Below are 15,067 nucleotides of genomic sequence, written 5' to 3' on the forward strand. Positions count from 1 at the left end.
GGTTTCTGACTACCCGTTAATCATGACTAAGGCCCAAGAAACCGGGTTTTTACCTGATTTGTCGGTAACAACGAATTATTTTCGTGAAAAACCCGGTTTCTGACTACCCGTTAATCATCACTAAGACCCAAGAAACCGGGTTTTTACCTGATTTGTCGGTAACCAGGAATGATTTTCGTAAAAAACCCGGTTTCTGACTACCCGTTAATCATAAAATTGTCTCACGACTGAGCCAAAGTTCTCAATATTTTCAAAATGGATATTGTGACCAGCTTTTGGTATAATCTTGAGAGTAGCAGCCGGACATAAGCTGGCAATTTCTGCATTGATAGTTGTAAATTTATCATCATATTCTCCCGCTAGCAAGAGAATGGGGATTTGATTTTGTGCGATTTTTTCCCAGAGAGAGGGCTGGTTGCCGGTTCCCATGTTGCGGAGGGATTTGGCTAGTTCTAAGGGATTGTTGGCTAAGCGGCTTTCTATGAGTTGCTCGAATTTGGGGGAATTTTTTAATGATTTGAATAAAGGGCGATCGTACCAATTTAAGATAAAATCTTTGATGTTGCTATTTTCGAGGTTTTGTGCTGTTTGTGAATCGGCTTGCCGTCTGTGCGATCGATCTTTTTCCGTCTTCAATCCTGGAGAAGCTGACTCTAACACGACTTTCTCGAATCTTTCAGGAAAATGTAATGTCATGTACAGCGCCAATCGCCCGCCCATTGAGTAGCCCAACAACAAACATTTGTCTATTTGTAATTCATCTAATAAGTGGATCAATGCTTCGGCTGTATTTGAGATATTGTAGCAACTTTCGTCGCCGCTGACTCTGGTTTGTCCGTGGCCGGGAAGGTCAACTGCGAGACAGCAATATTTTTTAGATAGCAAGGAAATGACGCTGCTAAAGTCTTGACTGTCGCCCGTGAATCCGTGCAATAATAGAATTATTGGCAGATTTTTGTTGCCAGTTAAAGTATAGTGAAAGTGATAATTAGTAAAATTTAACATCTAGGACAATTATTAGTTAAATTTCGTTATGTTTGTAGTAAGGACTTTAGTCCTTCTTGACTAAAATCTTAGGGGAAGGACTAAAGTCCTCACTACGAACCTAAGATTGCATTTTACCGGAATTCTCGATCGCCCGATTTACAGCACAAACCCCAGCGCCAGCAGCAAACCGCTTGTAAAATGCAGCGTCACTGCGATAAACTTAGAGTTGCTGACCTTTGTTGGTTGGTCGTGATAGTCTGCGACATGGCGGCAAAGGTCGATCGCAAAAAACAAACTCCCAAAAATCAACAGCGTCCAAATTGGGAACATTCGCAACGCCACAAACAGCACAGTCAAAGCATAAACGCTACCGCACAACCACTGCAACAACTGCACACCTTTTTGCGTACCGATGCGGACAATCGGCGATTTTTTTCCCGCCGCCAAATCGTCCTCAACTTGATGGAAGTGAGAACAAAATAAGATGATACTCGTAGTAATTCCCACGATAGCCGAAGCTGCAAAATTAGTAGCAGACCAAGTTTGAGTTTGACTGTAATAAGCAGCGGCTAAAGCTAGCGGGCCGAAGGTAAAAAAGCAGATAAATTCTCCTAAACCCTGATAGCCCAAACGAAACGGCGGCCCTTGATAAGTATAGCCGAGGGCGCAGCACAAAACTACTAGCAAAATTACTGTTGGGTCTTTTTGCCACCAGGAAATAGCGCAGATTCCCGACACTCCGATTGCTAAAAACAGATTAGCTAGCCAGAAAATTAAAGCTTTATTTCCGGTTAAGTTTACCAAAGAATGTGCTTTATTTTTATCTATCCCTGTTTCCGAGTCAAATACATCATTCGTGAGATTCAGCCATGCTATAATCAAAATGGCTGACATTAAAAAAGTCAAAAAAATTGACGAATTAATCGTTTGAGTTTCGGCAAAAGCAATTGCAGTTCCTACTGAAATAGGAATCACCGCAACGCTGTACATGGGCGGCTTGATTGCCGCCAGCCACAATTTACTATTTGAACGCTCAATTATCTTTGTTGTCATTACACAAACTTGATGCAATTGATAGCAGCTCAGTAATTTTACAATTTTATTGGTGAAGAATGTCTGCTCTGTATCCGGCTGAGTGCGCCTCCGGCATCCGTTGATAGCTTTTGCGGGCACGCTGCGCGCCCGGGAATGCCCGCCGGTAAACAAGAGCGGGGTCGATCGCCTTTTACCGAGATTCGCCCTCTCAATCTTAAAGTTTTATGTCTAAATGTTTCGGGCGATCGCGCGTTGGCAGATATTGCAGAAGAGAATCGTCTGTTTTCTGCCCGCAGCGCGCCCCAACAGTGGGGAAACTCTAAACGTCATGTTTGGCGATCGCCCGAGCGTGCTTAGATCGAAATAGGGATTATAGCGGGACAAAACCGCACTCTTTCTGACAAATCTGCTATTCTCGATTTCATGACAGTAATACCGCACCGCACCAATCTTTTGCAAGACCGCAATCAACTGCATCAGTTGCTGTTAGATTGCCAGCAGTCTTTAACCGAAAAAGATCAAACAAAAATAGTTAGTATTTCTCAGGAGATTGCCCCCGTCGATCCGCTAGCGGTACTGCAAGAGATTTCCGCACCCGATGGCAGACACTTTTACTTTGAAAAAAGAGACCCTATTGCAGGCAAGAGTTTTGCGATCGCCGCCCTAGATTCGGCGATCGATCTCACCGTAGCAGGAAGCGATCGATTTACCACAGCTCAAAATTTTATTCAATCAAGTCTTTCCCAAACAATTACCATCGGTACGGAACGCTTGCCATTTAGCGGCCCGCACTTTTTTTGTAGCTTTGCCTTTTTCGATGAGAATGTCGCCGCCAATTCTTACTTTCCCCCAGGCACCATATTTTTACCCAAATGGCAAATTACTCGCCTCAAAGATAGCTGTACTATTGTCGCCAATGCCAGGATAGACCGAAATATAAATGTTAAAATTATTACTGAAGCTCTTGGCAAACAATTTGATAAAATCGCCGATCGAAAATACATAAAATTAGCTATAGACGGCAAAAAAATTAGCGATTTAAAACAAATCCCTGTGAATGATGCCGCTCAATTTAAAACATCGGTCAAGTCGGCTTTAGAATTAATCGAGTCTAAATATTTCAGTAAAATTGTGTTGTCACGAGCCATAAATGTCATTTCCCAAACCCCTTTTAGTTTAATAGATTCCTTAAATAATTTGCGCCTCACCTATCCAGGTTGCTACGTGTTTTCTACCAGTAACGGCCAAGGTCAGCAATTTATCGGTGCTAGTCCAGAACGCTTAATTAGCATTCACAACAATCAGTTAATCACAGATGCTTTAGCTGGTTCTGCACCCAGGGGAAAAACTGAAGCGGAAGATGGGAATTTAGGCAAAGATTTACTCAACAGCGAAAAGGATATTCGAGAACATCAAGCTGTAATTGACTTTATAGTCGATCGCCTGTCGAGTCTCGGCATCCATCCCGACTTTTCCCCGCTACCGAGACTGCTGCAACTATCCAACATTCAGCATTTGTGGACACCCATCAGGGCGAGAATTCCCCCAGATATTCACTTGTTGAAAATTTTAGCCCAACTGCATCCAACGCCAGCGGTAGCGGGCGTACCGAGGGATATCGCCCTACAGCAAATTCAGGGCGGCGAAATCTGCGATCGCTCTTTGTATGCAGCACCCCTGGGCTGGATCGATCGCACTGGTAACGGCGAATTTGCTGTCGGCATTCGATCGGCTTTAATCGATGGATCTCGCGCTATACTTCATGCTGGTGTTGGTATTGTCGCAGGTTCGGAACCAGATAAAGAACTAGCAGAAATTCAACTAAAATTACAAGCACTTTTAAATGCTTTAGTTTAGGAATGTCTCATGAGTACGTGGCTAAAAATTTGGTAATTTAAGACTTAGATATGGGTAGCCAGAAACCGGGTTTTTCACCCAATACTAGCCAAAAACCCTCAATCTCGAAAAAACCCGGTTTCTTAAGCTTTGATTGAGAACCGTTATATGTCATAAAATATTATCCGCCAAAACAAAAAAATGCTTGACTTTCGCAACACAAACACCCTCTGGGCTTCCATCATAGCCGAGACATTACAGCGACTCGGACTAACCACAGCCGTAATTTGTCCCGGTTCGCGATCGGCCCCGCTAACTATCGCTTTCGCCCAGAATAAGTTAATAGAAACTATCCCCATACTTGACGAGCGATCTGCGAGTTTCTTCGCCTTAGGAATCGCCAAAAAATCCGGTGTACCAACCGCCCTAATTTGTACCTCAGGAACCGCCGCAGCCAACTTTTATCCGGCGATAATAGAAGCCCGTGAAAGTCGAATTCCGCTGCTAATTCTCACAGCAGATCGACCCCCCGAATTACGCGACTGTCACGCTGGACAGGCGATCGACCAAATTAAACTATACGGCAATTATCCCAACTGGCAAGCCGAATTAGCCATACCTGCTGCCGAAATTGGGATGCTGGGTTACTTGCGACAGACGATCGTGTATGCGATCGAGCGATCGACCTTTCCCACACCCGGCCCAGTCCACCTCAACATTCCCCTGCGCGATCCGCTAGTACCCATTTCAGATATTGCTGTAGAAGCTTTAGAAACACAATTTGATTCAGAATATTTCTTTGCAGGATTAGAAGCGATTGTTGTAGTAGAAACCTTTACCCCCCCCAGCCCCCCCTTGCTAAGGGGGGGAGCAGGAAGTACATTAAGACAATGGCAGGAATCTGAAAAAGGGATAATTATTGCGGGGGTTGCACAGCCTCAAGATGCCGAAAAGTATTGTAGTGCGATCGGCCAAATTTCCCAACTATTAAACTGGCCAGTCTTAGCCGAAGGATTATCGCCCTTAAGAAACCACGCCCAACTCAACCCTAATCTAATTTCCACCTACGATTTAATCCTGCGAAACCGCGAACTAGCCGAAAAATTAACCCCAGAAATCGCCATTCAAATCGGAGACTTACCCACAAGTAAAGAACTCCGAAACTGGCTAGAAAAAACCCAACCCAAACGCTACATAATCGACCCCAGCCACCACAACATAGATCCCCTACACGGCCAAACAATTCACCTGCGAACCTCCATAGAAAATCTCGCAACTATCTCCCCTCAAGTCCCCCCCCTTAACAAGGGGGGGCTAGGGGGGGTTAAAACCTCTCCCACAAACTCCCCTCAAATCCCCCCCCTTAACAAGGGGGGGTTAGGGGGGGTTAAAACCTCTCCATCCCACGAATACCTCCAACTTTGGCGCAACACCGAAACCAAAGTCAGACAAGCAATCGACCAGAAAATGGCAGCAATCACCAACATCATCGAACCCAAAATTCCTTGGCTGCTTTCCCAAATATTGCCACCAGCCACACCAATATTTATTGCTAACAGTATGCCAGTCCGAGATGTCGAGTTTTTCTGGAAACCAAACAACTTACAAATCAAACCTTACATCAATCGCGGCGCCAACGGCATAGACGGCACATTATCAACAGCCTTAGGAGTTGCCCACCGCCATCAAAGCAGTATTTTATTAACAGGCGATTTAACACTTCTGCACGATACGAACGGTTTTTTAATTAAAAATAAATTTGTCGGTCATCTGACAATTATTTTAATTAATAACAACGGCGGCGGAATTTTTGAAATGTTGCCCGTTGCCAAATTTGACCCGCCCTTTGAAGAATTTTTTGCCACGCCGCAGCATATCAACTTTGCTCATTTGTGTGCAACTTACGGCGTGGAACACGAGATAATCAACGATTGGGAACTGTTAAAACAAAAACTTTTGGCGCTGCCAAATAGTGGGATTCGGGTCTTAGAATTGCCAACCAACAGGCGTACAGATGCTAAATGGCGGCAAGACAATATAGGTAAATTTGCCCAAGGTTCGTAGTGAGGACTTTAGTCCTTTATTTAAAGATTTAAGGACTAAAGTCCTCACTACTAACATCATATGCTAAAGGTTCGTAGTAAGGACTTTAGTCCTTAAATTAATAATTTAAGGACTAAAGTCCTTACTACTAACATCATATGCTAAAGGTTCGTAGTGAGGACTTTAGTCCTTTATTTAAAGATTTAAGGACTAAAGTCCTCACTACGAACCTATACTGCTGGTTGGGCTAGCAGCGCATCTAATTCTCCATCGCCATCAAGTTTGTGAATGTCATCGCAGCCGCCGACGTGTTGGTTGTTAATAAAGATTTGGGGGACGCTGCGTTTGCCGTTAGCCCGATCGGCCATCGCATTTCTAGCAGCTTCATCGCCATCAATTTTGTATTCCGTGTAATTGACGCCTTTCCACCACAATAAGGTTTTTGCCCGAATGCAGTAGGGACAGGTTTGCCAAGTGTAAATCTCAACATTGGCTTTGATGCGATCGGGCGATCGGCCCAAAATAGGATTCAGAAAATCAAGCATTTTCGGTACTGGGGTAAATTTTGAACAGATTGAGCGATTAAGTCATTTTAGCTAAACGCCGTCAATCCCGCGTCCTACGAAAGGTTAGGGTGGGATGCCATTACCCGCGGCTACCTTTTGCCCTGTGATGCGTGTCACATATTTACTCTACTCGGATCACTTGCTTTCATCCCAAATAATCACCTGCGGAACCTCCTTAATATCACTGATCTTTTCAGGAAATCAAGGGATTATGAATATATCGAATTCAACCGCACTGCCATGAACGCTTTACAACTCCTCCCCGGCGCTATCTCTGAAATCCTCGCTTCTGTAACCGACACAGGCGTTTTGACTTTAGCCGATCGCTACGGTTTGATGGCCGCTACTTTGGACGAGTCGCTGAATGACGAAGATAGAGGCTGTGTCAACCGCCTGCTGCGGGCAGTCATCAGAGGCCGCGTGAAAATGGTCAACGAACTTTCAGCGTAACGAGGATTTTCACTTTAGTTCTGATGGTAAGGTGAGTCAGCGGTAGATAAAGATGGCGAAATTGGTTGGCAGCCGATCGCCCGCCGGAGTCCTAGAGACTTGATATAACGGCAAATTGAATTCGATTTAAAGTTTTCTCCTCCAACAAAACAACGGTTTTTTTCGACGTGCAGCCTGTAACGGGCTGCTTTTTTTTGGACGGGTTGTCAGAAACCGAGTTTTTTACTCGTTACCAGGCTGTGCCTGGTAACGCAGATCCGGAGGCTCTGCCTCCTTCTTAGGCGAGGCGAGGCAGAGCCTCTGGATCGGGGTTCCCAGGCACAGCCTAGGAACCAGTTAATATCGTGTTCTAATCGCGGATTGCGAGGTTGTAATGGCGGCAGAGGGCGATCAGCTTTTGTTGGAAGCGATCGCGCACGCTGTCTGGGGAGACGATCGCGCAATCTTCCCAATAAGGAGCAATTTCGCGAAAAAACCAGAAGGTATTTGAGATATTCCGAATCACCCGCCTGATCGGTGGATCGCCTTCTGGTTCGCTGACGAACTCATCTTCGTGCTTGCGCCTGTAATTAAAGGCAAGTCTGCCGGATAGATGAAATTCTACGGGAATCCGGGCTAAATCTGGCAGCCAAGGTCGATCGACCGAAATCACCGCAGCATCTTCAATGCGATGGAGGAGTAGCGTCCAATTGTGTTCGAGTCCCGGTACATCTTGATTTCCCTCAGACTCTTCGCAGCGACACATTAAATATTGTCGCTTTTCAATGGGGACAATGCGAGCGTGCAAGATCGTGTAATGCCAAAGGCGATCGCTGGCATCCCGGTAAGACAGGCGAAAAGGTTGCTGTCTGTGAATAAAATGGTCGATTTTTTGCCGCCAAACAGGTAAGGGGTTGCTCAAAAACCGATCGATTTCAGCCCGAAAAGGGAGAGTCAGTTCGCTGCGATCGCTCAATAATTGGGCAATTGCCAGCGCTTCATCAATTTTGCCCAAGTCTAGTAATTCCTGTCGGGCGATGTCCAGGGCTTGGATGCGGGTTTGCGGCCAGTCGTGGTTGGGGGCGATCGTCAGTTGGCGGCGGGCGATCGCTTCTATCAGTTTGGATATGTTCGGGCGATCGCCCCACGTCTTCCCGAATTCTTCGGCCAAAGCTTCCAACTCAGCTTTATCCCGTTCAGAAACCGACAGAGTGATCGATTGACCTTTGCGACTCATAAGTATACGGACACTTTATCTTGATACAGGGTTGATTATCTCTATTGTCGGTGTCAATATGGGAAATATCCACTTTCTACGGACACAGTTTCAGCATATGTCCGATTACCAAATTACTCTCAAATCCGTTTATTCCTGTCCCGCTGCGGAGATTCCCCACGGACTCAAATTACCGGAAGGTTGGACACTTTCTTGGCATCAACTCGAAACTTTAAAAGCAATTCGCGATCCGAATATTGATGTCATCATCAATACGGCGATAACTGGTGATGGTAAAAGTTTAGCCGCTGCTTTAGAAACATTGCAGACCTTTTGTTGTGCAATCTGGCTGTATCCTACGAATGAACTGGCGCGAGATCAGGAAACTCAATTTAAGCACTATATCGAACAATTCCAGCCCGAACATCAACCCCGCGTGGTGCGACTCAGCGGCTCGGAATTAGAAATCTATGCAGAAAATGAAGGATTGAGAAAAGCAGCCGCGATCGCATCTCGCACAGGTCAATCAGAGATTTTATTAACTAACCCCGATATCTTGCACCATTTGCACCGAGGAGCTTATTTAAGCTCTGAAGATAGCCCCGATAAACTGTGGGGTCGCATCGACAAAGATTTTGACCTATTCATTTCTGATGAATTTCATGTTTTGGCGACTCCCCAAACTGGCAGCGTCGCCAATACCATGTTATTAATTCGTCATACAAACCGCCGGAAAAAGTTTGTATTTCTGTCAGCAACTCCAGATGACCAATTAATTAACAGACTAGAAACAGCAGGGTTTCGCTGTCAAACTATTGACCCTTTAAAAGCAGGAAAATATCAGTTTCCCGATCGCCCTGCGGAAATCGAACAGTTGAAATCCGACGGTTGGCGGCAGATATTGAGGGAAAGTACGCTGACTTTTATTTCCCTAGAACCAACTTCAAAAGCTTCGGAAACTTGGCTGAAAGACAGTGCAACTCTCATCCTGAATCACTTTCAAAAATATCCGGGAAGTAAAGGAGCTATTATCCTGAATTCAATTGCTGCCGTCAAGCGGCTGACACCATTTTTCCGGGAATTGTTCCAGCCTCACGGTTTAGTTGTTGGCGAAAATACCGGGTTGTCGGGAAAAACGGAAAAAGAGCGATCGCTCTCGTCAGACTTAGTTCTCGGTACCAGTACGATTGATGTCGGGGTAGACTTCAAAATCAATTTGCTAATTTTTGAATCTGCCGATGGGGGCAACTTCATTCAAAGATTAGGAAGGTTGGGGCGACACGATGGCTGCAACGATCGCAATGGAGAGTTTATGCAGTTTCAAAATTTCACAGCCATAGCACTCATCCCTAATTTCTTAGTTGAACGCTTGTTTGCAGGTGAAGAGCCAATTTTAGAACCTAATGGGATTTATGACCGTCCTTTTTTCTATCAACAAATTCGCGAACAGTACCGCCAAATCAACAATTTTGAGGGATATTACTCGCGGTGGGGCGCGGTGCAGTCAGTTCAAATTTGCTGGGAATTAGGACACCAGACAATTAAACAGCAGTACGCAGCAAGTCAGAAGGCTTTTCAGGAATCGTGTCAAAAAGTATTTAAAACTAGCTTGAGGACAGTAGCAGGTGATATTAAACGGTGGGGCAAAGAGTGGCGAGAATTATCGGGAAATAAGACAGGAAATCCGATCGTTGAGGATGCTAGCAGTTTTCGAGGTTCTAGTCCCCTGCAATGTGGCATCTACGATTTAACCGATTCCCATGAGGCAGACAGATTTAAAACTTACGATTTACCAGGAATTTTGAGCAACTTGGAAATCGAACCGATGACGGAAGCTGGATTTATGCGAATGTTGAAGGAGACATCGGAACGGATCGGGCAACCGATTGCCAAAGGTCGATTTAAGCACTGTCTTGCTTTTTTGAAGTTGCATAGTTATCGGGAGGAAAGACTGAATTGGAAATTTACTTATTCTGGTCTTTTAGAAGAACAATCTTCTGCTTGGAAAGTTCAGGTTTTAACGGGAATTGAGGTTTGGCCACCTGAGAATTATTGGTTCGGGGAAATCAACAAGCGTTTGAAGAAGCAAGCATTGGTTTGTTATGTGCTGCGCCATCCGGTGGCTGAAGTCCGATTGCGCCTGCGACTCCCGATGCACTTTCAGATTTATCCGATTTGCGATCGGTACAGTTTCCACGATACGACTGCACCTTATTCTATAGCGTTTGGCCAGTCGGCTTTGTTGGTGGACACGCTGGCGCACTGGCTCAAAAGCAAGGGGGATGAAATATGGATTTGTTAGTTTCAATCCATGATAGGGATTTGGGTTAAGTCAACAATCTGCAACTTTTTTCACTACTGACTGTGAAAGCATCACGAGTCACAGCTTATATAGACTCCCTAGAGGCGCAAAATGGCTAAAAAACGTCAAAAACCAGACGAAGAACACATACAACTCTCATTATTCGATATCCAAGTGAACTTGAACTCAGAGCGATCGCATAATGCAGATGATACCGATGATGACTGGCTAGAAGATGAGGAATTAGGGTCAAACTTTGAAACGTCCGATCGCACGATCGAACCTCAGACTCGCGACTTACTAACCCTCAAACTCTTGCGAGAAGCCATTCAGAGTCAAAATCCGGGCGATCGTGTCATGGCAGATTTCGCCGAGTACGTACTGCCAAATCTGCTGCGAGTGGCCATTGGCGTCACAGCCAAAGGCGGCAAATTTTTCGACGAACTCGATCGGCAAAAAGGAAAAGAGAATGTTAGACGAGACAATGCAGGAGATCAGTCCCTAAATACTCACCTGCTAAATGGATTATTTCCCGCTAATTTGATAGAACAGCGGTTAGAAAAACTCGATACCACAGTGCGGCGATGCGTCGCAGAACAAGAACGGCGGCTAGTAATTGCTGGATTCATTCTCCACGACTTTGAAAAATTCCCAGATGTCCCCAAAGATTGTCGCAAATTACCGCTAGAACAGCACCGTCAAATTATTGATGAAAAAGTGCGACAGTTAGGACTAGATAGCTTCATCAATCCCGACAATCCAGATACTTATCGAGAATACATTGACGATTTGCTCTGCCTTGCTTACAACGCTCAGCGGCGTTGGGATACTAACTGGAATTTTTCGGAATTTGGGTTAAATCCAGTGTTGCGCGATCGCACACTTCGCAGTCTCTCAGACTTAACCTGTTTAGCAGATTCCCTAGCATCAATTATCAAACATCCCCAAGATGCAGAAAATACCAGGATAAACGAGTTAATTCACAGCCTCAGCGACGGGCAATTAAAATTCACCTATCACAGCATCGCCGAAAACAGAGGCGTACTTACCAACGTCGTCAATAACGCTTTAATGGAAGTACACACGGCGCTGAATACCGACGATCGCACCTACTACGAACCATTACTTTACCTGCCGACAGGCGTAATTTACCTAGCACGCTCCGATGCCCCGGCTATTTCAACTGTAGACTTGCCCGAACGGGTAGTTAGCAACATTAAAAAACTCTGCGCCGGACAACTGCGACTGAGACAAACAGGTTTTGGCAGAGATGGTAAAGGCATGAAATATGCCGAGTATTATAACCTGTTTTTTGATGCGGCTGATTTGATGTTAGTTGCCATCAATGCTACTTTACGCATTCTCAAAATCGGAAAAGACTCTGTTGCCAAAAGTCGCAGCGATAATCTGATAAAATTTCAAAAGCAGGATGTTTTGTCTGCCGATTATAAGTTCAACTTTGACGACGACCTTCGGATTGACCAAATTGCAGAACTTGGCGACTTAGTGAGTCGCAAGATTTGGGGAGAACAGATTAATACCATCGAAGCTGCACGCAAGAAAGACAAAAAACTACCCGTACTACCTCATCTAGATATTGTCGAAGAAATTGCTAAATTTTGGAACCTGTCCGACTATCTGCCAGCCCTGCGAGAAATTCAACAGATTAATGAACGGCTCAAGGAACTTAAGCTAAAAGGCAATACAGGCGGCGTTCCTTACGAATGGTACTATTTAGCAGCCAAATACCTAGAACACCACCCAGGAATTGAGGATGTGCGCGAGGTTTGCGAACAGGCGATCGCCCATATTTCCCAAATGATTGAACCCATTGTTTCACAGTACGAATTGCCCGACGGTTGGGACGATTTGCGCCTGTGGGTAACTCGGGTTGTCATGTTACCGGGAAATACACCATTAGACACGGCATCCGCTAACGTATTTTTAGATGAATTGGCACGCTACCAACTCGCTAAGAAACAGGGTAGAGGAAGACAGTTAATCTGTTCAATTTCCCATTCCGCTTATACGGTAACAGAACAAATGGAATCAGCAGTTTTGTTCACCCCTCAAGTTTACACTAACAAACAAATGTTGGGAGGTTCTAACGCCAAACGCAATATTTCTAGCATTGCAGGTTTGGAAATGATGCTGAGGCAAATTTTAATGAATCAAACTCAAGCTGTGGGCAAAAAGTTTGAAGATGGTAAATATCGCTATCTCTATTTTTATCCCACATACTACTTCACGCCAGAGACAAATAAGTTTCTGCAAAAAGCCTACATGAGTATTGCCCAAACCCGCTTTGATACCAGCATTCGCAATCATTTTATCAGCAAGGATTTGCAAGCCGATTTTGGGCGAGATCGCTACCAAAGCATCGATGCTTTCCTCATAGATGAAAACATCGAACCCGGAAAAGACCGCACCTTCAAACTTTCCTATCCCGAAGACCAACCCCTAACATTTTACTTCATGGCGCTGCCACCAGGTAAAGATGCTACTGATACCGAATCCTGGGTAATGCCAGCTTGGCTAGCTTTTGCTTTTCCCATGATTCTGGATGTCAAAACCGTGGTTTCCGAGTCTCCGATTCCGCCTTTTAACGACGGTGCAGAGTTTGAAGAAAGTGTATTTCTTGACAGTGCACCGCAAGCTTTTAGGGTGTTGGCGAGGCGCGATCGCTTCCGCCTCGACTATATCCTAGAAGGTTGGGAAGAAAACGGCAAATCTTATCCTGCACCTTTGAATGTTTTAACCGCTGCTTATGCTATTCATCTTGATGTTAATGCAAAACAAGGGAAGTCCGGTTATGATTCCAACTGGGGAAAATTAACTGAACTAGCTACTGATTTTGAAACTAGCCCGCTTTATGTATTTAGCTACCTAAATAAGTGGGTTCGGAAACAGAAAAATGAAACGGCGTCAATTCAAAAGATCCAGCTTTATGCTTATCATTTTTACCCGTGTTTTGACGCTTATGCCCAATATAATTTTATATCAGAGGAATGGATCGTGGGAGAACAATCAAGCCTAAATCACCCTGTAAATTTGACAGGATTATATCGCAAGTTTTATAAGGCTGACAAACGGTATAATCCCAAAGCAAATTCTGTGTTAAAACCGATTGATATAGCAGCTAAAGTTATCCTTGATGCCCATCCAAGTTTTGAAGGTGATGTCATATTACCTACTATTCTTGAAGAATATCCAAGTTTTCAAAGTAAAGCATTAATTGCTGCTGTTACTGGGGAAATATGCAAGCTGATGGATCGAGTTCATGCTAAAAATGCTAATGGGCGTTGGGTATTTAATGCTCAACAACGCGATCAAGAACGAGAGGCAATTGTAGAGTTTAGTCGCTACTTTGTTGAGGAGGTATTTGACAAATCTTTTACGGGCGATCGGGCTTGTTTAGCCGGCCGCCAAATCAACTTAATCCGAGATGCCTGCGAATTCATTTATCGTTTAGAGAATGACAAGGAAAATCGGGCGCGAGATGACAAATCTCCTGACGAATCTCAGGAAGAAGGTGACGATTAAAGCTGAAGCTCTTGTTTGATAGGCTACACGCCAACTCCAAAACTAACATTTTTACATAGGACACAAATCATGCCTTTCTTGAAAACAGTTGACTCTAAATTTTTCCACGCAGTCATTCCCTACAAACCAATGGGGAAATATGTACACTTTCTGACTGTGAGAGTCACAGAGTCTTATCCCCTCTTTCAAACAGATGGAGAACTCAATAAAGCACGGGTGAGGTCAGGAATTCAAGACCAGAAACCAATCAGCCGCCTTACCATGTTTAAGCGCAAGCAATCTACACCAGAACGTTTGGTCGGTCGCGAGTTGCTGCGTAACTACGGTTTTATGACGGCTGAAGATTGCGAATACAATGTCAAGTTTGCCATGAATAATCCTGATTGCATTATCTACGGATTTGCGATCGGTGACTCGGGTTCCGAAAAATCAAAAGTAGTAGTTGACACAGCATTTTCAATTACCGCTTTTGACGAATCTCACGAGACTTTTACCCTCAATGCTCCCTTTGAGAATGGCACAATGGCATCTAAGGGCGAAGCAGGTTCCAAGCCGGGGGAAGTTACCAGTCGCATCAATCAGCAAGACCACATCAAACCCCAGATTTTCTTTCCTAGCATTGTCACCCTAAAAGACCCTACAGAAGCTAGTTTTTTGTATGTTTTCAACAACATCCTGAGAACGCGGCACTATGGCGCTCAAACCACCCGTACAGGTAGAGTCAGAAATGAGTTAATTGGTGTGGTATTTGCCGACGGCGAAATTACCAGCAACCTCCGCTGGACGCAAGCAATTTACGATAAATTGCAGGCTGACGATAAACTTAATTCCAACAACCCTCTCAATGAAGATGATGTAATTGTGGCTGCTAGCGCTGCTATGCAAACATTAATGTCTGAGGAGTTTATCGTGCATCAAGACTTTATTGGGGATAATTTTTCACCATTGGTGACTGAGGTTAAAGCTGTTATTGGAAATGAAGATGAACTCAAACAGATGTTGAAAAAAGCTGATGATGAGGCAAAAAATTATGCAAACAAGCACATCAAGAAAAAGAAATCAGATGAGGAACCAACAGAACCTAAAACATCAGCCAAGGCAGGTAAGTAA

Annotated in this window: 11 protein-coding genes; 7 read left to right on the forward strand and 4 right to left on the reverse strand. The window is 44.5% G+C overall.

What is annotated here, in order from left to right:
* Nucleotides 1-204: 204 nt before the first annotated feature.
* Nucleotides 205-1,005 (reverse strand): 2-succinyl-6-hydroxy-2,4-cyclohexadiene-1-carboxylate synthase, encoded by an 801-nt coding sequence (gene menH, locus QUB64_RS05725; protein WP_333265754.1) that lies wholly within the window; start codon nucleotides 1,003-1,005, stop codon nucleotides 205-207.
* A gap of 138 nt (nucleotides 1,006-1,143) precedes the next feature.
* A complete protein-coding gene (gene menA / locus QUB64_RS05730; protein WP_333265756.1) occupies nucleotides 1,144-2,040 on the reverse strand; it encodes a 2-carboxy-1,4-naphthoquinone phytyltransferase in 897 nt (298 codons plus the stop codon).
* Nucleotides 2,041-2,175: 135 nt separating this feature from the next.
* Between menA and QUB64_RS05735 the strand changes: the two genes are divergently transcribed.
* The 3 genes from QUB64_RS05735 (at nucleotide 2,176) to menD (ending at nucleotide 5,922) form a co-directional block, all read left to right on the forward strand.
* Nucleotides 2,176-2,379 carry a hypothetical protein gene (locus QUB64_RS05735; RefSeq protein ID WP_333265758.1) on the forward strand — a complete coding sequence of 68 codons (204 nt, stop codon included), beginning with the start codon at nucleotides 2,176-2,178 and terminating at the stop codon, nucleotides 2,377-2,379.
* Nucleotides 2,380-2,445: 66 nt separating this feature from the next.
* Nucleotides 2,446-3,879: an isochorismate synthase gene (locus tag QUB64_RS05740; RefSeq protein ID WP_333265760.1), complete on the forward strand. Its 1,434-nt coding sequence runs from the start codon at nucleotides 2,446-2,448 to the stop codon at nucleotides 3,877-3,879.
* A gap of 180 nt (nucleotides 3,880-4,059) precedes the next feature.
* Nucleotides 4,060-5,922, forward strand: coding sequence for a 2-succinyl-5-enolpyruvyl-6-hydroxy-3-cyclohexene-1-carboxylic-acid synthase (gene menD, locus QUB64_RS05745; protein WP_333265762.1), 1,863 nt, complete (start codon nucleotides 4,060-4,062; stop codon nucleotides 5,920-5,922).
* A gap of 209 nt (nucleotides 5,923-6,131) precedes the next feature.
* Here menD and grxC read toward each other — a convergent pair whose 3' ends face one another.
* Nucleotides 6,132-6,446, reverse strand: coding sequence for a glutaredoxin 3 (gene grxC, locus QUB64_RS05750; protein ID WP_333265764.1), 315 nt, complete (start codon nucleotides 6,444-6,446; stop codon nucleotides 6,132-6,134).
* Between the two features lie 261 nt (nucleotides 6,447-6,707).
* On the opposite strand from grxC, the gene QUB64_RS05755 reads away from it, so the two are divergent.
* On the forward strand, nucleotides 6,708-6,917 hold the full coding sequence (locus QUB64_RS05755) for a hypothetical protein (RefSeq protein ID WP_333265766.1): 210 nt from the start codon (nucleotides 6,708-6,710) through the stop codon (nucleotides 6,915-6,917).
* 349 nt (nucleotides 6,918-7,266) lie between these two features.
* Here QUB64_RS05755 and QUB64_RS05760 read toward each other — a convergent pair whose 3' ends face one another.
* Entirely contained in the window at nucleotides 7,267-8,133 is an 867-nt protein-coding gene (locus tag QUB64_RS05760; RefSeq protein ID WP_333265768.1) for a WYL domain-containing protein, read from the reverse strand.
* 97 nt (nucleotides 8,134-8,230) lie between these two features.
* Between QUB64_RS05760 and cas3 the strand changes: the two genes are divergently transcribed.
* From cas3 to cas7d, 3 genes are all read left to right on the forward strand, one after another.
* Nucleotides 8,231-10,414: a type I-D CRISPR-associated helicase Cas3' gene (gene cas3 / locus QUB64_RS05765; RefSeq protein WP_333265770.1), complete on the forward strand. Its 2,184-nt coding sequence runs from the start codon at nucleotides 8,231-8,233 to the stop codon at nucleotides 10,412-10,414.
* Between the two features lie 111 nt (nucleotides 10,415-10,525).
* A complete protein-coding gene (gene cas10d / locus QUB64_RS05770; protein WP_333265771.1) occupies nucleotides 10,526-13,957 on the forward strand; it encodes a type I-D CRISPR-associated protein Cas10d/Csc3 in 3,432 nt (1,143 codons plus the stop codon).
* Between the two features lie 69 nt (nucleotides 13,958-14,026).
* A complete protein-coding gene (gene cas7d, locus QUB64_RS05775; protein ID WP_333265773.1) occupies nucleotides 14,027-15,067 on the forward strand; it encodes a type I-D CRISPR-associated protein Cas7/Csc2 in 1,041 nt (346 codons plus the stop codon).

Source organism: Microcoleus sp. Aus8_D2, from assembly GCF_036702665.1.
Lineage (GTDB): Bacteria > Cyanobacteriota > Cyanobacteriia > Cyanobacteriales > Microcoleaceae > Microcoleus.

What these genes read in the sequence shown, in the direction of transcription:
- menA (WP_333265756.1), bottom strand. Translation starts at nt 2,040, where the DNA reads ATGACAACAAAGATAATTGAGCGTTCAAATAGTAAATTGTGGCTGGCG.
- QUB64_RS05755 (WP_333265766.1), top strand. Translation starts at nt 6,708, where the DNA reads ATGAACGCTTTACAACTCCTCCCCGGCGCTATCTCTGAAATCCTCGCT.
- cas7d (WP_333265773.1), top strand. Translation starts at nt 14,027, where the DNA reads ATGCCTTTCTTGAAAACAGTTGACTCTAAATTTTTCCACGCAGTCATT.
- QUB64_RS05740 (WP_333265760.1), top strand. Translation starts at nt 2,446, where the DNA reads ATGACAGTAATACCGCACCGCACCAATCTTTTGCAAGACCGCAATCAA.
- menD (WP_333265762.1), top strand. Translation starts at nt 4,060, where the DNA reads ATGCTTGACTTTCGCAACACAAACACCCTCTGGGCTTCCATCATAGCC.
- QUB64_RS05735 (WP_333265758.1), top strand. Translation starts at nt 2,176, where the DNA reads ATGCCCGCCGGTAAACAAGAGCGGGGTCGATCGCCTTTTACCGAGATT.
- cas10d (WP_333265771.1), top strand. Translation starts at nt 10,526, where the DNA reads ATGGCTAAAAAACGTCAAAAACCAGACGAAGAACACATACAACTCTCA.
- cas3 (WP_333265770.1), top strand. Translation starts at nt 8,231, where the DNA reads ATGTCCGATTACCAAATTACTCTCAAATCCGTTTATTCCTGTCCCGCT.
- QUB64_RS05760 (WP_333265768.1), bottom strand. Translation starts at nt 8,133, where the DNA reads ATGAGTCGCAAAGGTCAATCGATCACTCTGTCGGTTTCTGAACGGGAT.
- grxC (WP_333265764.1), bottom strand. Translation starts at nt 6,446, where the DNA reads ATGCTTGATTTTCTGAATCCTATTTTGGGCCGATCGCCCGATCGCATC.
- menH (WP_333265754.1), bottom strand. Translation starts at nt 1,005, where the DNA reads ATGTTAAATTTTACTAATTATCACTTTCACTATACTTTAACTGGCAAC.